This is a genomic window from Janthinobacterium sp. GW821-FHT03C10, from assembly GCF_059420865.1.
The window spans coordinates 1746224-1765521 of record NZ_JBWKUN010000001.1; the positions used below are offsets into that span (position 1 = coordinate 1746224).

14 protein-coding genes are annotated in these 19298 nt (G+C 64.8%); 2 read left to right on the plus strand and 12 right to left on the minus strand.

Going from position 1 to position 19298, the window contains the following annotated elements; all coding sequences use genetic code 11:
• Positions 1-141: 141 nt before the first annotated feature.
• Complete coding sequence (locus AC07VH_RS07540; RefSeq protein ID WP_494788150.1) at positions 142-1725, minus strand: ABC-F family ATP-binding cassette domain-containing protein; 1584 nt, start codon at positions 1723-1725, stop codon at positions 142-144.
• Between the two features lie 153 nt (positions 1726-1878).
• A complete protein-coding gene (locus tag AC07VH_RS07545; protein ID WP_494788149.1) occupies positions 1879-2991 on the minus strand; it encodes an NADH:flavin oxidoreductase/NADH oxidase in 1113 nt (370 codons plus the stop codon).
• Between the two features lie 160 nt (positions 2992-3151).
• Here AC07VH_RS07545 and AC07VH_RS07550 point away from each other — a divergent pair, with 160 nt between their 5' ends.
• On the plus strand, positions 3152-3685 hold the full coding sequence (locus tag AC07VH_RS07550) for a glycine zipper 2TM domain-containing protein (protein WP_494788148.1): 534 nt from the start codon (positions 3152-3154) through the stop codon (positions 3683-3685).
• On the opposite strand, the gene AC07VH_RS07555 is transcribed toward AC07VH_RS07550, so the two are convergent.
• From AC07VH_RS07555 to AC07VH_RS07600, 10 genes are all read right to left on the minus strand, one after another.
• Positions 3682-4191: a DUF1993 domain-containing protein gene (locus AC07VH_RS07555; protein ID WP_494788147.1), complete on the minus strand. Its 510-nt coding sequence runs from the start codon at positions 4189-4191 to the stop codon at positions 3682-3684. The two genes, AC07VH_RS07550 and AC07VH_RS07555, sit on opposite strands and share 4 nt — an antisense overlap.
• A gap of 109 nt (positions 4192-4300) precedes the next feature.
• Complete coding sequence (locus tag AC07VH_RS07560) at positions 4301-5275, minus strand: DUF2167 domain-containing protein (RefSeq protein ID WP_475414178.1); 975 nt, start codon at positions 5273-5275, stop codon at positions 4301-4303.
• 144 nt (positions 5276-5419) lie between these two features.
• On the minus strand, positions 5420-6445 hold the full coding sequence (locus AC07VH_RS07565) for a succinylglutamate desuccinylase (protein ID WP_494788146.1): 1026 nt from the start codon (positions 6443-6445) through the stop codon (positions 5420-5422).
• Positions 6445-11172 (minus strand): NAD-glutamate dehydrogenase domain-containing protein, encoded by a 4728-nt coding sequence (locus AC07VH_RS07570; RefSeq protein WP_494788145.1) that lies wholly within the window; start codon positions 11170-11172, stop codon positions 6445-6447. The genes AC07VH_RS07565 and AC07VH_RS07570 overlap by 1 nt, the downstream gene beginning before the upstream one ends.
• A 148-nt stretch (positions 11173-11320) precedes the next feature.
• Positions 11321-12661, minus strand: coding sequence for an N-succinylarginine dihydrolase (astB, locus tag AC07VH_RS07575; RefSeq protein ID WP_494788144.1), 1341 nt, complete (start codon positions 12659-12661; stop codon positions 11321-11323).
• 9 nt (positions 12662-12670) lie between these two features.
• Complete coding sequence (astD, locus tag AC07VH_RS07580; protein WP_475414182.1) at positions 12671-14152, minus strand: succinylglutamate-semialdehyde dehydrogenase; 1482 nt, start codon at positions 14150-14152, stop codon at positions 12671-12673.
• A complete protein-coding gene (astA, locus tag AC07VH_RS07585) occupies positions 14145-15209 on the minus strand; it encodes an arginine N-succinyltransferase (RefSeq protein ID WP_475414183.1) in 1065 nt (354 codons plus the stop codon). Before astA ends, astD begins: the two co-directional genes overlap by 8 nt.
• Positions 15210-15222: 13 nt before the next feature.
• Positions 15223-16254 carry an arginine N-succinyltransferase gene (locus tag AC07VH_RS07590; protein ID WP_326455989.1) on the minus strand — a complete coding sequence of 344 codons (1032 nt, stop codon included), beginning with the start codon at positions 16252-16254 and terminating at the stop codon, positions 15223-15225.
• 107 nt (positions 16255-16361) lie between these two features.
• Positions 16362-17603, minus strand: a complete 1242-nt coding sequence (gene astC / locus AC07VH_RS07595; protein ID WP_230539223.1) for an acetylornithine/succinylornithine family transaminase — start codon at positions 17601-17603, stop codon at positions 16362-16364.
• 140 nt (positions 17604-17743) lie between these two features.
• Complete coding sequence (locus tag AC07VH_RS07600; RefSeq protein WP_475414185.1) at positions 17744-18688, minus strand: GlxA family transcriptional regulator; 945 nt, start codon at positions 18686-18688, stop codon at positions 17744-17746.
• Positions 18689-18819: 131 nt separating this feature from the next.
• Here AC07VH_RS07600 and AC07VH_RS07605 point away from each other — a divergent pair, with 131 nt between their 5' ends.
• Positions 18820-19254: a MarR family winged helix-turn-helix transcriptional regulator gene (locus AC07VH_RS07605; protein WP_475414186.1), complete on the plus strand. Its 435-nt coding sequence runs from the start codon at positions 18820-18822 to the stop codon at positions 19252-19254.
• The last annotated feature ends 44 nt before the right edge of the window (positions 19255-19298 follow it).

The following is a 19298-nucleotide window of genomic DNA, read 5'->3' on the forward strand; positions in this document are numbered from 1 at the left end:
CATCATATTGGTGAACCAGCAGTTTTAGTTCACAAATAGGCCCGGTTATTCAGTGGATTATACCGACAATCAAACAAAATTCAGCATCGGTTCATGAAGCATGCTCTACAGGCATCGAGCGTGACTTTTTTCATTAAATTGTCACTTGTGCAATGTCAAGCCCTCGGGGTCAAGGTTTATCGCCTGCAAAAATGCCTGGTCGTGCGAAACCACAAGTAACGCCCCCTGGTATTGCAGCAGCATCTGCTCCAGCGCCTGCAGGCTGGCCAGGTCCAGATGATTGTCGGGTTCGTCGAGCAGCAGCAGTTGCGGCGGCGCCTGCGCATACAGTTCGGCCGCCAGCGCCACCTTCATGCGCTCGCCGCCGCTGAGCAAACGGCTGGGCATGGTGGCGCGCGCGCCGGCGATGCCCAGCAGCGCCAGCCGCGTGCGCAGCTCGCCTTCCGGCACGATGCTGTTGCGTGCCTGCAAGCGTTGCACGGCGCTCCACTCGCCATCTTGCAGTCCCGCATGCTGGTCCAGCCACGCCACCCGCGCATGGCGGCGCAGCTCGCCGCTGGCGGGCGCCAGCTGTCCGGCGATCACGCGCAGCAAGGTCGACTTGCCGCTGCCATTGTCGCCCGTCACGGCCAGACGGCGCGGCCCGCTCAAGACCAGGTTCACAGGCTGCGCCTGGCCGTGCGGCAAGACCAGCTCGCGCAACTCCAGGATCAGCTTGCCGTTCGGCACGGCGCTGTCGGGCGCCAGCAGCAGCCGTTCGGCCTCGGGCGCGCAGCGGGCGCTGGCATCCATCACGCGCTGCTGGCGGGCCTGCTGCGCCTCTTGCGCGCGCACGCGCAGCTTGCCCTGGCTATCCTGGCTTTTCTCCTTTTTCGCGTCCAGCAGCAGCTTGCTCTGGTTGCCTTCGCGCCCTTCCCTCTCGCCGCGTCCGACTCGGCGCTGCTGGCGCTCGGCGTGCTGCTGCGCTTCGCGCTGCTCGCGTCTGGCGCCGGCCTTTTCCGCCTGCAGGGCGGCAGCAAAACCGGCCTGTTCCAGCGCGCGCTGCTGCGCATACAGCGCGTAATTGCCGCCATAGCTGCGCAAGCCCTGCGGCGACAGCTCGACGATCGTATCGACGTGCTCGAGCAAGCCGCGGTCATGGCTGACCAGCAGCAAGCCGCCCGGCCAGCGCGTCATCTGCGCCACCAGGCGGGCGCGCTGCCGCGCATCGAGATGGTTGCTCGGCTCATCGAGCACCAGCCAGTCCGCCTGCGACAGCCAGGCGCCTTGCAGGGCGATGCGCTGGCGTTCGCCACCGCTCAGGCTAGCCGTTGGCGTGCCGGCATCGACATGGCGCAAATCGAGCGCATCGAGCGCCTGGCGCAGGCGGGCGTGGGCATCCCAGCGTTCACCCACCAGGGCATAGTCGGCCTCGTCGACGCTGCCTTCAGCGATGCGCGCCAGCGCCGCCAGCAAGTCGTCCATGCCGGCGAGCGCCGCCACGGTGGGATAGCGCTCCGGATCGAGTTCCTGCGCCACGTAATGCACGGCGCCGTCGCAGCGCACGGCGCCAGAAGACGGCTGCGCCCGGCCTGCCAGCAGGCGCGCGAGCACGCTCTTGCCCACGCCGTTATCGCCGACGAGGCCGATACGTTGCGGGGCAAAAGCAAATTGCAAATCGGAAAACAGGGCACGGCCATCGGGCAGCGCAAAGGAAAGACGGTCGAGTTGCAGTAATGCGGGCATGGATACTCCTTGAGCAAGGCTGGCGAACCCGCGCGGCGCAATGGCGCGCTGGCGGGAAGGGCGAGGCCGTGCACAGCACGGCAGTATCAATGGCGCATGTCGAAGCGTCCTGGAGAAATGGGAAAGAAGCGTCAGTGTAGCAGAGCAGACCTGTTAGCGCTGGCCCAGGGTCGTGTCGCCGAACAGGTGCTTGTATTCGCGCGGCTGCGAGCGCCAGTACTGCGGCGGCGCCGACACTTGCGCGCCCAGCTGGGCCGCAGCGTGCCAGGGCCAGCGGGGATCGAACAGGATGGCGCGCGCCAGCGCCACCATGTCGGACTGGCCATTGGCGATGATGTCTTCGGCCTGCTGCGCTTCCGTGATCAGGCCCACGCTGATGGTGGGCAAGCCGCTGTCGCGCTTGATGCGTTCGGCAAACGCCACCTGATAACCGGGTCCCACGGGAATCTGCTGCTGCGGCGAAATACCGCCGCTGGAGACGTGGATGAAGTCGGCGCCCAGCTGCTTGAGTTCCTGCGCGAAACGCACGCTTTGTTCGATGTCCCAGCCGCCATCGACCCAGTCGGTGGCGGAAATGCGCACGCCCACGGCCATGCTGGCGGGCACGGCGGCGCGCACGGCTGCATAGACTTCCAGCGGAAAGCGCATGCGATTGTCCAGGCTACCGCCATACGCATCGCTGCGCTGGTTGGACAGGGGCGACAGGAACTGGTGCAGCAGGTAACCATGCGCCGCGTGCAGTTCGATGCCTTCGATACCGAGCGCATGCACGCGCTGGGCGGCGGCCACAAACGCCCCCTTGATTTGCAGCAAGCCCATCTCGTCGAGGGCGAGCGGCACCGTTTCGCCAGGCGCGTGGGCGATGGCGGACGGGGCCACCGTTTGCCAGCCGCCCTCGGCCAGATGCACGCAGGCGCCGCCCTGCCAAGGCGCGCGGCTCGACGCCTTGCGTCCCGCATGACCCAGCTGCACCACCAGCGGGATCGGGGAGTGGCGGCGGATCGCCTGCACCACCTTGGCCAGTGCAGTTTGATTCGCGTCCGACCACAGGCCCAGGTCGTCGGCCGAGATGCGTCCCTCGGGCGAGACGGCCGTCGCTTCCGTCATCAGCAAGCCCGCGCCGGACAGGGCCAAATGGCCCAGGTGGATCATGTGCCAGTCGGTGGCGTTGCCGTTGTCGGCCGAGTACTGGCACATGGGCGCGATGGCAATGCGGTTGGCCACCGGCAGCGGCCCCAGTGCAAACGGCGTGAATAACTGGCTCATGGCGCACTCCGGAATAGGGGAAGCCCCGATTCTACTGTGCTTTGGAAAGTACGGCTTACACCTGCTTACGTTTGATACAGCGCAAGGGCTAGCCTTTGGCAGGCGCGGCCGCTAATCTGGACACATCAACAACACCCGCAATACCACCCCAGGAGAACACATGAACACGACGACTACCGCCAGCCGCATCCACCCTTTGATGGCCGGCGCCGCCATTTCCGTGACCGTTCTGTGCCTGGTGGGCGCGGCGTCCATCGCCGGCATCCTGCCCAATTCGCGGGCGAACGTGCCTGCCGTACCTGCCGACGTGGCCGCCCTGGCAGCGCCAGTGGCGGCACCGCTGGCCGCTCCCGTGGTGGCACAAGCCGCCCCCGCTCCGGCGCCGGCACCCGTCGTGCACAAGCGCGTCGTGCACCACACGCAAGTGGCGCAGGCGCGTCCTGCCTACCGTGACAACAATGACGACTACCGCGAGACGGCCTACCGCGAACCCGTACGCCAGCCGCAACCGGTGCCTGCGCCCGCCCAGCCCAACTACGTGGGCATCGGCACGGGCGCCGTCATCGGCGGCTTGATCGGCAATCAGGTAGGTGGCGGCCGCGGCAAGGCGCTGGCGACGGTGGCCGGCGTGATCGGCGGCGGCATGCTGGGCAATGCGGTGCAGGACCAGGTTCAGCAGCAAACGCAACGTTAATCGTACGGTCCCAGATAATCGAGCTTGCCCACGGCCACGCCATTGTTGCGCAGAATGGCGTGGACCATGGAGACGTGGAAATAGAAATTCGGCAAGGCAAAGCTGAGCAGGTAATCGTCGCCCGAGAATGTTGTCCCCTCGTCAGTCCAGTTCAGTACGACTTCCTTCTGCGCGCTGCCGGCCATCTGGCCCGCGTTGACGCTGTCGATATAGGCGATGGTGTTGGCGATGCGCTCCTGTAACTGCTCGAACGACGCTTCGTTATCCTCGAACTTCGGCGCCGGCACGCCGCTCAGGCGCTCGACCGACATCTTCGACGTATCGCTGACGCGCTGTACCTGCGCCGTCAAGTCCAGCATGTCGGGCGCCAGCTGCGCACCCAGTAAAATCTCGGGCACGATGCCATCTTCCTCCACGTGGGCCTGCGCTTTTTCCAGCAGGGCCGAGACGACCCGCAAGCCGCGGATGAAGACGGGGATGGTGGCCTGATACATGGACACGGACATGGCGGACTCCTGATAGTGAACGATGAGCCAGTGTACCCGAGGCGCTGTCTTCCGGCAGCGCGCACAATGCCACTCCTGTGCGCCGGCGCACCAAGCGGCACAGTTGCCCTTATTTTTCCAGATTCACCTTGCCGTCCGGCGCATGGCCGGGCTGTTCGGCTGCTTCCTGCTGCTGTACTGGCTGCGGCTGCGGCTTGTCCTTGCGCTTGCCGCCGAAAAACTTGACGATGGCCGCACCGGCGCCGACCACGGCCAGGATCAGTACTTTCTTGAAGGCCAGCAGCAGCGCCAGCAGTTTGCCGAACAGGCCCAGCTTGCTGGCCACGCCGCCGGCCACCAGCGCCGCCAGGCCGTATTCGGCCACCTTGTCCGTCTTGCTGTCGAAATCCGTGTAGCGGTTACCGTCGGTAAATTCCGTGAACGCCGTCACTTGCTGCATTTCCTTCTTGATCGCCTCGATCTGCTGCATGCTGGCGATCGCATTCAGGTTCAGCACGCCTTCGCGGCCCAGCACGCGCACGTTGTAGTTCAGCGAGTGCTCGCCGCCATCGACCATCAAATCCTTGGCCCAATACAGCTTGTGCGTATCCTTGGCATAGCTGGGTTTTTCCGCCCAGCCCATCAAATGGATGCCGGGATAACCCTGCTTCTTGCGCTCCGCATTGTTTTCCAGCACGGACGCCTGCATATCCTTGAGCAATTCGTCGTATTTGATGCTGTCCGCATCGTCATCCTTGATATGCCCTTCCTTTTCATACGTGACGATGACACCCCAGCTATCGCGCTCGAGCACGCTGGTCTTGGCAGGCACGATCATGCCCAGCGATTCCATGCCCGGAGGATTGCCCCAGGCATCGACCAGCACGCGCTCGGCATCGGCCGGCGACAGGTAACGGAAGTTGGCGGGCAAATCCAGGGTGGCGATGCCGCCCGGCAAGGTGATCTTGCCGCGCTGCAAGTGCAGCTGGGCGAGGAATTGTTCGGCCGTCATTTCCGGCGCGGCGGCCTTCTCATCGGCAGGAGCGGCGGCCGTGAGGCCGGAGAGGGTCAGACACAGCAAGGCTGTCAGCAGGCGTTTCAACATGATCGGTCCAAAAATTGCAAAGGGTAAATATTTTAAACCAATCAATTGCTTAATGGATAATTATTTCCGTGCGGCATTTTTTATGAAAAAAGCGCCAATCGGGTTTCCCCGGCTGGCGCCTGATACGGCGTCATCGCTGAACAATCACGCCACGCGCACCACCATCAATCCGGCGCGCAAGCCCACCCGCACATCGGGGTTCGGGAACACCACCAGCTCTTCCGCGTGCTGCACCGTGTAGACGTGGTCGCCATCGCTGGCGATCACGGCGTGCTGCGGCAAGGAGGTGAAATTCTGCGTGCCGCGATCGAAGGCCATACGGAATTCATCGCTGTGCTTGATGATTTCCTGCGCCACCTTGAACACGTGCGGTTGCGCCTTGACGGGCTGCGCGGGCAAGCCGCGCAACAAGCCGTCCAGCGCCCGCGACACGTCGTCGAACAGCGATAAATCGTTCTGCCCCAGGGTGCCCACGCGGCCCAGCTCCACCGTGCTGGCGGCCGCGCCGCAATGCTCGGCCGAATAATAACTGTAGGTGCCGGCCGACTGCGGGTTCATGATGATGGCGCCGATGGCCGCCTGGCCCAGCCAGGCTATCAGCTGCGCCTTGGCGTCGTCGGCCACCAGGTCCGGCACGATGGCAAACGTGGGGTACACGGAAGGCCGGATGGCCGTGTGCAAATCCAGGTGCCAGCGCACGGGACCGGCCGCGTCAAAGAACGCTTTGGTCGCGGCGATCATTTCATCGGCGCGCGCGCTTTCCGCCGCTTGCGCCAGGCCGCCCCGCACGGGGCGGAACATGCGATTGAGGTCGGCGTCGATGAAACGCTTGCCGGCCCGGATCGCATCGACATTGCCCACGCAGACGAGCAGGTCGACGGCCAGCTGCGACGCATCGCGCGACAGCGCGTCGAGCAGATGCGCCAGCACTTCGATCGGCCCCGTCTCGTCGCCATGCACGCCGACAGAAACGGCCACGCTGGCGCGGCCTGCTCCCGGTTTGACGACTTGCAGCATGCCGGGCGCCGGCAAGGCCACCGTGAAACCGGCGTTGGCGAACAGCTGCGCCACGCCGCTGAAATCGGCCTGCGCCAGCGCCTGCACGGCCGGCGGCAAGCCGCCAGCGCCCTGCACTACCTGGGTTACTACTTGCGTTGCTTCTTGCGTCATTACACCGCCGCTTCCGCTGGGGTTTTCGCCGTGATTTTATTCACGGCTTCCGACAAGGTCCACACGTCCAGCATGGCTTGCTCCAGTTCCGTCGCCGCCACATAGGCCGACAGGCCCAGCGCGCCCGTCACCGCATCGACGGCCTGGCCCGCATTGCCTTGCTCGGCGCGCGCCAGCACCTGCGTCAGCAGACGCTGTTGCGTGCGGCGCAGGGCTTGCTGCGCGTAGTTGCGCAACTGTTCCTGCGACTTGCCTTGCGCGGCCAGCTTCAGGCCACGCTCCAGCGTGTCGATGCCCGCCTGGCTGCGCAGGGCCAGGCCCACTTGCAGGAAGGCGGCCAGATCCATCGAGGCAGGGCGCGGCACGGACAGGGCCGGGAACAGGAAGCCGGCAACGACTTCCAGCGCATCGACCGCATCCCACGCCTGCACGAAGGCGGGCGTCAAGCCCGGCACCAGCGCCGCTTCCGACTTGATGCCGACGGCTTTGAGCAGCTCGCGCTTCGATTCCGCACCGAACAAACGCGTCAGTTCGGCCAGTCCCGCGCCGCGCAATTGCTCGGCCGGCACGGACAGCACGCCGGCGATCATCGTTTGCTGCAGCACGCGCGTTTGCGCATCGACCTTGATCGACACGTCGCGCGGCACCGTCAAGGCGTCCGCGTCGAGCGCGTCGAACACGGGCGCCAGGTTCAGCGCCACCCAGGCCTGGCCCCAGGCCAGGATCACGGCCGACTCGTCCACGCCGTGTTCCGCCGCCAGGTTGCGGATCATCAGCGGGCCGCAACGGTTGATCACTTCATTGGCCAGCACGGTCGCCAGGATGGCGTTGGCCAGCGGGTGGTCCAGCGCCGAACGGGTTGCCACCAGCAACGACGGGAAGTACGGTTTCAGGACCGGCTCGGCCCACGTTTCGTCCGTCAGCGGCAGGGCGGACAGGATGCGCTTGAAGCGGTTCTTCACGTTGGCGATCACCACCGCCAGTTCCGGCGTGGTCAAGCCACGGTTGTCCAGCTTGCGGCGTGCCAGTTCGGCCACCGACGGCAGTTGCTCCAGTTCGCGCGACAGGGCGCCCTCCTCTTCCAGGCTGGCGATCAGGGCGGCATAGCCATCCTGCACGGCGCTCTCGCCTTGCGCCTGCAGCTCGCGCACCAGCAAGTGCGTCTGCTGCGTGTTGTCGCGCAAGACCAGGCGCTCGACGTCGTCCGTCATCGCATACAGCTCGCGGTTGCGTTCCGCTTCCGTCAGCTTGCCCGCATTGACTTCCACGTCCAGCCAGATTTTCACGTTCACTTCATGGTCCGAGCAATCCACGCCGGCCGAATTGTCGATCGCATCGGTGAAGATGCGTCCGCCCGCCAGCGCGAACTCGATGCGGCCCGCTTGCGTCGCACCCAGATTCCCCCCTTCGGCCACGACCTTCACGCGCAGCTCATTGCCATTCACGCGGATATGGTCATTCGCGCGGTCCTTCACCTGTGCGTGCGTCTCGGTCGAGGCCTTGATGTAGGTACCGATGCCGCCGTTGTAGAACAGGTCCACCGGGGATTTCAGGATGCGATGCATCAGCTCTTCCGGCGCCAGCGAGGTCTCGGCGATATCGAGCGCGGCGCGGATCTGCGGCGACAGTTCGATCGTGCGGGCGGAGCGCGGATACACGCCGCCGCCAGTTGATATCAAGTCCTTGTTGTAGTCGTCCCACGAGGAGCGCGGCAAGGCGAACAGGCGCGCGCGTTCCTCGAACGAGACGGCAACATCCGGTGTCGGATCGAGGAAGATGTGGCGGTGGTCGAATGCGGCCACCAGTTTCAGCTGGCGCGACAGCAATACGCCGTTGCCGAACACGTCGCCCGACATGTCGCCCACGCCGACCATGGTGATCGGGGTGGTGTTCAGGTCGTGGTCCATTTCATAGAAGTGGCGCTTCACGGCTTCGAATGCGCCCTTGGCCGTGATGCCCAGCTTCTTGTGGTCGTAGCCGTTCGAGCCGCCCGAGGCGAACGCGTCGCCGAGCCAGAAACCGCGCTGCACGGCGATGCCGTTGGCGATGTCCGAGAACGTGGCAGTGCCCTTGTCGGCGGCCACCACCAGATACGGGTCGGCATCGTCGAAGCACACGGTATCGACCGGCGGGACGATATTGCCGAGCGAACGGTTGTCCGTCACTTCCAGCAGGCTGGAAATGAACAGGCGGTAGACGGCTTCGCCTTCGGCCGCGATGGTTTCACGCACGGCATCCTTCGGCATCATCTTGCAGACAAAACCGCCCTTCGCGCCGGCCGGCACGATGACGGCGTTCTTGACCATCTGCGCCTTGACGAGGCCCAGCACTTCGGTGCGGTAGTCTTCCATGCGGTCCGACCAGCGCAAGCCGCCGCGGGCGACGGGGCCGCCGCGCAGGTGCACGCCTTCGAAGCGGCGCGAGAAGACAAAGATCTCACGGTACGGACGCGGTTCCGGCACCAGCGCCAGGCTGCTGGTGTCGAACTTGAAGATGATCTTGTCGCCTTGTTGATTGTTCTGGAAGTAGCTGGTGCGCAGGGTGGCTGCCATCAGGTCGGCCAGCGCGCCGAGGATTTCCTCGGTATCGGCGTGGTTCACGGAGGGCAGGCCAGCCTTGATGGCGGCGATGCTTTCCAGGGCTTGCGCGTGCTGCGCGTCGGACAGCGAAGGATCGAAGCGCTGCAGGAAGGCTTCGACCAGGGCTTTCACATGGGCCGGCTGCTTGCGCAGGCTTTCGGCGATGTAGCGCACCGAGAAGCGGCTGCCCGTCTGGCGCCAGTAGCTGGTGTAGGCGCGCACCAGCTGCACTTCGCGCGTCGACAAGCCGCCTTCGATGACGAGGCCGTTCAGGCGGCCATCTTCGGCCGTGTCGTTGAACAGGGCGGCAAACAATTCCTGCGCCACGGCGACGACGGATGGCTGCGCCAGTTTCGCCGCGCTGGCGGCATCGACCGTCAGGCTGGTGACGAAATAGCGCGTGCCGTCGGACAGCGAAACCGAATACGCCTGTTCGCGGTCGATGGCCACGCCCGCATTGTGCAGGGCCGGCAAAATGGTCGACAGCGGCGGCACCTTGTTGGCCGAGTACAAACGGATGGTGGTGACGGCGCCCGTCTCGATGCGTACGGCCACATGCGCCGGATCGGTATTGCGCAGGATGGTGTCGAGGTCGCGGAAGGCGACGGCCGGCGCGGTGGCGGCCACGTAGTCGAGCGGCAAGGTGGCGCAGAGTTTGCGCAGGCTGGCGCGCAGGGCCACGTCGGGCACGGCGTCGGCCACGACGGCAAAGCCGTTATGCCAGCCATCGAGCACGCCCAGCAGCGGCTGTTCGATATCCGTTTCCAGGTCCAGCGGGTAACGGGCGGCATGGGCGATCAGGTAGACGCGCGCCAGGGGACCGTCGGCCACCAGCGTTTGCGTGCTCACGTGCGTGGCGCCGGAACTGGCTTGCAGGGCTTTGGCGAGGCTCGATGCGACGCTGGCGCTGTAGCGCTCGCGCGGCAGGTAGACCAGCACGTTCAGGTGGCGCGCGTACACGTCGCGGCGCGCGAAGACCTTGGTGCGCGGCTGCTTGTACAGCGAAACGACGGAACCGCACACTTGCGCCAGCCAGTCGAGGTCCGCTTCCAGCGCCTCGGTGCGCGGCAGGGATTCGAGGATTTCGCGGAATTTCTCGGCACGGAAGCCATGCTGGCGCACGCCGGCCAGGCTCAGTACCTTGGCCACGCGGCCGCGCGCAAACGGCAGCGCCGCCAGCGGGGTGGAATTACCGGCGCGGGTGAACAGGCCGACGAAGCAATGCTCGCCCAGGATCGCGCCTTGCGTATCCATGTCGCGCACGCCGATGAAGTCCAGCTGCTGGTCGCGGTGCAAAGTACCCGCCACGTCGGCCTTGACGATGGACAGCGCCGAGTCGCGCTTGGCCAGGGTGTCGAAGTCGCCGGGGATATTCGCCAGGCAGGTGCCATACACGGGGTGCGCCGTATCCTGCAGCACGCCGACGCGGCTCGGGATGTCGCGTTCCAGTTCGCGCACGCCCGGCTTGACGCGGTAGTAGGCGTAGCCGAATACTTCAAAGCCGCCGCTGCGGGCCCATTCCAGGAAGGCGGCCACTTCCGCGCCCTCTTCGCCATGCTGCGATGCGGCCGCGGCGACGGTGGCCAGGCGCTCGCTCATGGCGGCGGCATCGCGGCGCACGACGGCAGCGTCACGCGCGACCGTTTCCAGCGCGGCGACCAGCGCGGCCAGGGCTTCCGGCGCCAGCTCTTCGTCGAGCAGCACCAGCACATACGATTCGAGCGGATCGCCAGGCTGGCGCACCGCTTCGACACTGCCGTCAGCGGCGCGGCGCACGGGCAGCACGGTGTTCATCACGCCGCGCACGGCCAGGTGCTGGCGGCGCATGGCCATGACGATGGAGTCGACCAGGTAAGGCATGTCTTCGTTCAGGATCAGCAAGGCGCTCGCCATGCCGCCACGGCCATCCGCATAACGCAGGGTGGCAATTTGGCAGCCGCTGCCGGTGCGCTTGGCCGCTTGCGTGAAGCCGTCGACCAGCACGGGCGCCAGGCTGTCGGGCGCGATGTCGGCCAGGTCTTCGGCGTCGAGCGAGTCGAGCCATGCCTGCACCAGCTGCACGACAGGCGCTGCCGCCTTGCCCGCATTGCCAGCCGCGTTAATCAGCTCCAGCGTTTGTGTACGCAAATCTTGTGGCGTGTGATTCATCTTGCATCTCCATTACGGTAATGTGAATGTCCAACGCTGTCGTTTGGGCTTGTGGCTGGGCGGCAGCGGTGTCAAGAGACGGGGGTCGCCCGTCCAATTCTGTGCTACGGATAGTCTGTCTCGGATTTTCTGTGTGTTTTTCTATCGCCTACAAGTCGTACAATCCAGGTAAGTTGAGGATGATCGTCAATTCTTCAAGCGCAGCATGCACTTCCAGCGCCAGCTGCGGATCGGCCAGGTCGCCCGGCTCCAGATGGTCGCGGTAGTGCTTTTCCACCCACTGCACCAGCCGATGGTACAGCGTTTCCGTCATGATCACGCCCTGGTGCATGGCGCGCGCCTCGGTTTGCGTCAGGGCCACGCGCAAACGCAGGCAGGCGGGCCCGCCGCCGTTGCGCATGCTCTGGCGCAGGTCAAAATGGATCAGTTCATCGATGGGGCCAGCGCTGGCCACCAGGCCTTCCAGGTAGCGCGACACGGCGCGGTTTTCCTGGCATTCCTGCGGGATCACCAGCGCCATCTTGCCGCCCTCTTTCGTCAGCAGCTGGCTGTTGAACAGATAGCTGCTGACGGCGTCCGCGATCGGTACCTGGCCCGTGTCCACGCGCAAGGCTTGCAGTTCCGTCCCGGTGGCGGCGACGGCGCGGCGCAGCTGCGACAGGCTTTCCCCTTCATCGGCAAACGCCTGCTCGTGATAGAACAGCACATTGCCATTGCCGACGGCGATGACGTCGTTATGGAACACGCCCTGGTCGATCACGTCCGGGTTCTGCTGCACGTACACGGTGCGCTTCGCATCCAGGCCGTGCAGGCGCGCCACGGCTTGCGACGCTTCCAGGGTCTGGCGCGCCGGATAGCGCTTCGGCGACGGCGCGGAGGGATCGAACTCCACCCGGCCATACACGAACAATTCAACGGACGGCGCGCCGTGGCTCGCGCCCAAACGCGTGTGGTTGGCCGCGCCCTCGTCGCCAAAGGCTGGCGTCGACGGCAGCGCGTCGTGCACGGCGAAGTGCTTGGCATCGCTGAAAATGGCGCGCAGGCTGCGCGCCGACTGCGCGTGCTCGAAAGCGCGGTGCAGCTTGTTATTCAGGTTGGCGGCCGTGAAATGCACGCGGCCATCCTGCGTGTCCGCCGACGGGCTGACCGTGGCGGCATTCGCCGTCCACATGGGCGAGGCGGAATAGGCGCAGGCCAGAATCACAGGGGATTCCTTGTAGGCGCGCGCCAGCACTTCGGCATCGCTGCCCGTGAAACCGATGGAGCGCAGCAGGCGGAAATTCGGCCGGACCTGCGGCGGCAGCAAGGCTTGCGCAAAGCCGCGCGCGGCCAGGGCGCGCATCTTGGCCAGGCCCTGCAAGGCGGCCTGCTTCGGATTCGAGGCGCTTTTCACATTGCTGAACGAGGCCACGTTGCCGAACGAGAGTCCGGCATAGTTATGCGATGGCCCGACCAGGCCGTCAAAATTGTATTCGCGCGTGCTGTGCATGGGAGTTCCTTAAAAATTCAGGCCGGGCGACAGCTTGGCCGGCAGTTCCAATACGCTGTTCTCGATCGAAGCGACCGGGTAGGCGCAGTAATCGGCCGCGTAATAGGCGCTCGGACGGTGGTTGCCCGACTTGCCGATGCCGCCGAACGGCGCCGTGCTGGCCGCGCCCGTGGTGGGACGGTTCCAGTTGATGATGCCGGCGCGCGCGCGCGTCTGGAAGGTTTGCCACAGGGCCGGATCGTCGGACAGCAGCGCCGCGGCCAGGCCGAATTCGGTGGCGTTGGCAACCTTCAGGGCAGCATCGAAATCGGCCACGCGGATCACCTGCAGCAGCGGGCCGAACCATTCCTCGTCGGGGATGCCGACAGCGTTGGTAACGTCGACGATGCCGGCCGTGACAAAACCCGCCTCGGGATTCAACTGGCGCATCTGCAGCAGGGTGTTGCCGCCCCTGGCGACCATGTCCGCCTGCGCCTGCACCAGGCGCGCGGCCACGGCACTCGAGACAACGGGTCCCATGAATGGCTGCGGCTGCGCATCGGACGCGCCGATGCCCAGTTTCGCCGCCACTTCCACCAGGCGCGCGACGAAGGCGGCGCCGGCTGCGTTATCTTGTACCACCAGGCGGCGCGCGCAGGTGCAGCGCTGGCCGGCCGAGACAAAGGCGGAGAAGATCGCGTGGTGCACGGCGGCGTCCACGTCCTTCACGTCCCATACGACGAGGGCGTTGTTGCCGCCCATTTCCAGCGCCAGCATCTTGCCCGGCTGGCCGCCGAACTGGCGGTGCAGGCTGATGCCCGTCTGGCAGGACCCCGTAAACAGCACGCCATCGAGGTGCGCATTCGCGCCCAGCGCCACGCCCGTGTCGCGCCCGCCGTTGACGAGGTTGACGACGCCGTCCGGCAGGCCTGCCTGCTGCCACAGCTGCACGGTTTTGATGGCCGTGCGCGGCGCATATTCGCTGGGCTTGAAGACGATGGTGTTACCGGCGATCAGGGCCGGCACGATGTGGCCATTCGGCAGGTGGCCGGGGAAATTGTATGGGCCGAAGACGCCGAACACGCCATGCGGACGGTGGCGCAGCACGGCGTCGCCATCGGCGATCTTGCTTTGCGTGATGCCCGTGCGCGCGTGGTAGGACTGCACCGAGATATCGATCTTGTTGGCCATGGTGGCCACTTCCGTGCGCGACTCCCACAGCGGCTTGCCCACTTCTTCCGAGATCAGCAGCGCCAGCGCCTCGGCGTGTTCCTTCAGCAGCTCGCGAAAGCGCACGCAGATGGCGATGCGCTCGTCGACGGGCGTATCGGCCCACGCTTCAAAGGCGGCGCGGGCGGCCTGGCAAGCTTGCCCGACTTCGTTTTCCGTCGCTTCCAGGCTGGCCCAGGTCTGCTTGCCGTTCGACGGATCGATGGTGACCAGTTCGCGGCCCGTGCCCGGCAGCCAGGCGCCGTTGATGAAGTTCGATTGCGTGGTATTCACATTAGACATGGGGATGCTTCCTCGGGTTGAGTGACAAGGTGCGCACGGTATCGCCTTGATGGCAGCGCAGCAGATGCAGTTCATCGTCGTCCAGCGCGAGCTTGCCGCTGTGCGGATTGGCGCTGGTGACAATCATGCGGAAATCTTTCAGGTCGGTGTTCGACACCAGGTAAGGTTCGGCCTGGGCGGCGTCGCCGCACGCTTCAGGCGCAGGCACTGGCACAGTCGCGGCATCGAGGACGGCCGGCATGCTGTCGCGCATGGCGCGCAGTTCGGAGACGCGCGCCTGCAGCACGGGACCGGCGTCGAAGATGTCGACATAGCCTTCGAAGTGCAAGCCTTCCTGTTCCAGCAGGCGGCGCGCAGGCGCCGTGCTCAGATGGACCTTGCCGATCACTTCCTGCGCCTCGTCGGGCAGGTAGGCCACGTACATGGGCTGGCGCGGCATCAGCTCGGCGATGAAGGATTTCTTGCCCAGGCTCGTCAGGTCGTCGACGTGGTGGAAATCCATCTTGAAGAAGTGGCGGCCCAGGCCCTCATAAAACGGCGAGCTGCCGTCCGGCGCCTGGTAGCCGCGCATTTCGGCGATCAGCTTTTCCGTGAACAGGTGCGGGAACTGGGCGATGAACAAAAAGCGGCTTTTCGACAGCAGCTTGCCGTTGTTGCCGCTGCGGTAATCGGGATGCAAAAACAGCGAACACAGTTCCGTGCTGCCCGTCAGGTCGTTCGACAGGTACAGGGTTTCCATGCGCGTAAACACGTCGAGTTCGCGGCTGGAATGCACCAGGGTGCCGATGCGGTAGTTATAGAACGGTTCTTCCAGGCCCACGGCGCCCTTGATGGCGCACACGCCGGCCAGGCGGCCCGTGTCCGTATCCTCCATGACGAACATGTAGTCGCGCTTTTCGGGCGCGATGGTTTCGGCGAACGAGGCGCAGGCGATGGCCAGGCGGTCGCCCAGCATTTTCATGTCCGGCTTGAGGGTGGTCATGCCGGTGCCGACCTGGCTGGCCAGGCCGTACAGGGCATCGAGGTCATTGGCGTTGATGGCGCGTACTACTAGCATAATGTTCTCTCGGTTAGATGCGCACGCAAATGACGCTGTCGCCTTCGGCCACGGCCAGCGCTTCCAGCAGCTCGGGCGGCAAGCCGACGGTGTCCTGCGCTTCGAGCGCATCGCAGGTGAAGGTGACGGCGCGGAAGTTGCGCTCCGCGCCCGACGCGATCGCGTAATGCACTTTCAGGCCCGTGCGGCTGGGCGTGACGCCTGCGACGACGCGGCGCGTGAGCGACCCCGTAAACGAGCGCAGCGCATGCTTGTGCGCCTGGAGGATCGGGCCGCCATCGAAGATGTCGATGTAATCGTCCGCTTCAAAACCTTCTTCCGTCAGCAGATTGAACGCCAGTTCGCCGCTCGGGTGGATCTGGCCCATGGCCGCCTGCGCGTCGCCGGGCAACAGCGGCACGTACACGGGGTAGTGCGGCATCAGTTCGACGATCAGGGTGCGGTTGCGCGCGCCGCCGATGACTTTTTCGGCATCGAGGAAATCCATCTGGAAGAACTTGCGGCCCAGCGCATCCCAGAATGGCGACTGGCCGTTGGCGTCCGTGATGCCGGCCAGCGGCACGAAGAAGCGGTCGCCGAAACGGTGCGGCGCCAGCACGGCGAACAGCAGCCGCGCGCGCGACAGCAGGGCCGCTTCCAGGCCCGCCTGCTCCATGTTGCGCACGTAGAAGCCGGACAACTGCGAATAGGCCGTCAGTTCCGAGCACAGGGTCAGCGCATGCACGCTGTGGCTGATGTTCAGGTCGCGCGAGACTTGCTGGATGACGTCGTTGCGAAAGGAAAAATAGGTGCCGTTCGAGCCGGCCGAGGCGAAGATGGCGGCCGTGCCGGCGATGCTCTTGTCGAGCAGGGATTCAAGCACGAAGAGATACGACTCTTCGCTGGGGATGTCGACATGGGCGGCAAACGAGGCGATGGAGCGCTCGACGGAGGCGGCGATCTTCTCGCGCGTCTTCGGCAGGGTATGGACACCCGGCATGGTTACCGCGGCCAGCGCTTCGAGGGCTGCAATATCCGCAATTTCTACCGGACGGACAACATACATGGGTACTCCTTCAATGCTGACGATACATGGGCTGAAAACCCGGGTAGAACCAAGCCGGCCCGCGGCAAAGCGGCGGGCCGGTGATCAAACAGGGAGCGAGGCTAGCCTCAGGCTTTCAGCATGCCGTCGATGGCGGCGCGCAGCAAGCGGCCCGCTTCGGCAATCTGCTCGTCCGAAACGATCAGGGCCGGTGCCAGGCGCACCACGTCCATGCCGGCGATCAGCACCATCAAGCCTTGCGCTTCGGCCGCTTTCTGGATGTCTTTCGCGCGGCCCTTCCAGGCATCGCTGACGACCAGGCCCAGCAGCAAACCGCTGCCGCGCACCACGGAGAACACTTGCGGGTAATCCGTGATCAAGCCTTGCAGCATGGCGATGGTGTTGACGCTGGCTTCCTTGACGCGCGCCAGGAATGCCGGCGTGTTGATCGTCTCCAGCACGGTCAGGGCCACGGTGGCGGCCAGCGGGTTGCCGCCGTAGGTGGTACCGTGAGTGCCGACGGCCAGCGTTTGCGCCAGTTCATTCGTGGTCAGCATGGCGCCGATCGGGTAGCCGTTACCCAGCGCCTTGGCGGCCGTCAGGATGTCCGGCGTGACGCCGTAGCCCATGTAGGCGAACAACGCGCCAGTGCGGCCCATGCCGCTCTGGACTTCGTCGAAAATCAGCAGCGCGCCGGTCTTGTCGCACAGGGCACGCAGCTCCTTGAGGAACTCCGGATTGCCCGGCACCACGCCGCCTTCGCCCTGTACCGGCTCGACGATCACGGCGCACACGTCATCGCCGATGGCGGCGCGCGCCGCTTCGATGTCGTTGTAGGCGATATGGTCGATCGACGGCGGCAGCGGCTCGAAGCCTTCCGTGTACTTGGCCTGGCCGCCGACGGAGACCGTAAACAGGGTGCGGCCGTGGAAGGAGCTGAAGCACGAGATGATGCGCGACTTGTGCGCGCCGAACTTGGTGTGCGCGTACTTGCGCGCCAGCTTCAGGGCCGCTTCGTTGGCTTCCGCGCCCGAGTTGCAGAAGAAGGCGCGGTCGGCGAAGGTCGCTTCCGTCAGCGCCAGCGCCAGACGCAGCACAGGCTCGTTCGTATAGCCGTTGCCTAAATGCCACAAATTATTGATTTGCTTGGTCAGCACGTCGACCAGGGCCGGATAGCAGTGGCCCAGGCTGTTGACGGCGATGCCGGAGGTGAAATCGAGGTAATGCTTGCCCGACTGGTCCCACAGATCCAGTCCGGAACCGCGCACGGGCACCATGGCTGCAGGGGCGTAGGTAGGAACGAGGACCTGGTCAAAGGTTTCCCGGGTGACTGGACGAGCCGTTACGGTCGAATCAAGCTTGGCATTCATAGCATTTCCCCATCAATATGTTAGGTACTCCGCAGCTACGACAGCTACGTGTGTACTGCATTATAAAAAGCGGGATGCTAAAACTCTTTTGAATCTGCGACAAGGATTTTCACAATTCATCACAGCTGCCTGGATGCTGGCTAGACCGGCGGCATCAGCTTGCGCTGCCGCTCTTCGCGGGGGGTATTGCCAAACAGGGTGCCGAACGCCGTGGAAAAGTGCGAGCCGGAGGAAAAGCCGCACATCAGGCCAACTTGCACGATGGAATAATGTGTATCAAGCAACAGTTGCCTGGAGCGCTGCAAACGCAGCTCCAGGTAGTAGCGCGACGGCAGGCTGCCCAGGTACTGCTTGAACAGCCGTTCCAGCTGGCGCCGCGACAGGCCCACCAGGCTGGCGATGTCGTCGGTCGACAACGGCTCCTCGATATTGGCTTCCATCAAGGTCACCGCTTCGGACAGCTTCGGCTGCAATACGCCGAAACGCGCCTGCAGGGCCACGCGCTGGCGCTCTTCCTTGCCGCGCACCTTGTCCACGCACAGCGCTTCCTTGACGAGCGCCTGCACGTCGGCGCCAAAGATGGTCTCGATCAGGGTCAGCGAAAAATCGATGCTGGCCGCGCCGCCGCAGCAGGTGATGTGCGGGCCGTCGATGTCGAACAAATGCGGCGTCAGGATGGCCCGTTCTGCCTTCGCTTCCGCATCGGCATACAAGGCCCACGGCAAGGCGATGCGCACGCCATCCATGACGCCCGCGTCGGCCAGCCACAGCACGGCGGCGCCCACGCCGCCCCAGAACGGCGCCGAACGGCAGCGCTCGATCACGGCCCGGCACAGCTCGGCGCGCAGCGGCGCCTGCGTTTCATCGGCCACCAGCAGCGCGATATGCCAGTGGCCGCCCTGCGCGGCCACCTGTTCCGGCGTACGCACGTCCAGCTGGAACGCCTGCGACCCCAGCGCCCGCGCGCACAGGCGCAGCGGCTGCACCAGGCCGGCCCAGGTGATCGACTCGGCATCGCCGGCATGCACCAGCAGCAAACGCAGCGGTTTGTCGAGGCCGATACGGGAAAGATTAGCGAAGGACATCGGCGGGGCGGGATCGGGGCAAGGGCTGAGTTGCCCACATGATACCGGACTTCCGCCCCAGCGAGACCCTCATACGGGGGCGCATCTTGGCGCGGCGGAAAAAAGCGGGGCGGAAGGATATAATCACTGCCATGGGTGAACGATATTTAAAAAGTATCCGGCTGCTGGCCGAATGCATGCAAGGCTTCGAGCGGTTTTCTAGCGACTTCGTGCGCCAGTACGGCTTGACGCATGCGCAATTCGACATCATTGCCACGCTCGGCAACACTTGCGGTATGTCCTACAAGGAACTGGGCCAGAAAACCCTGATTACCAAGGGGACTTTGACGGGCGTGGTGGACCGGCTGGAACAAAAGGGGCTGGTGATACGCGAACGTTGTCCACGCGACAAGCGTTCCTATTACGTGCGCCTGAGCTGCGAGGGCGAACAGGTGTTCCATGACGTGTTCCCCAAGCTGACAAAGCAAGGCCAGCGCCTGTTCGACGGCTATACCGAAGACGATTTCATACGTCTGGAAAGCACCCTGGCAGGCTTGAAACACGCGATCGCCAACGGTCACGGCTGACCATTCACCAAGCACAGACATTCAAACAAGACAAAGGAAACCAA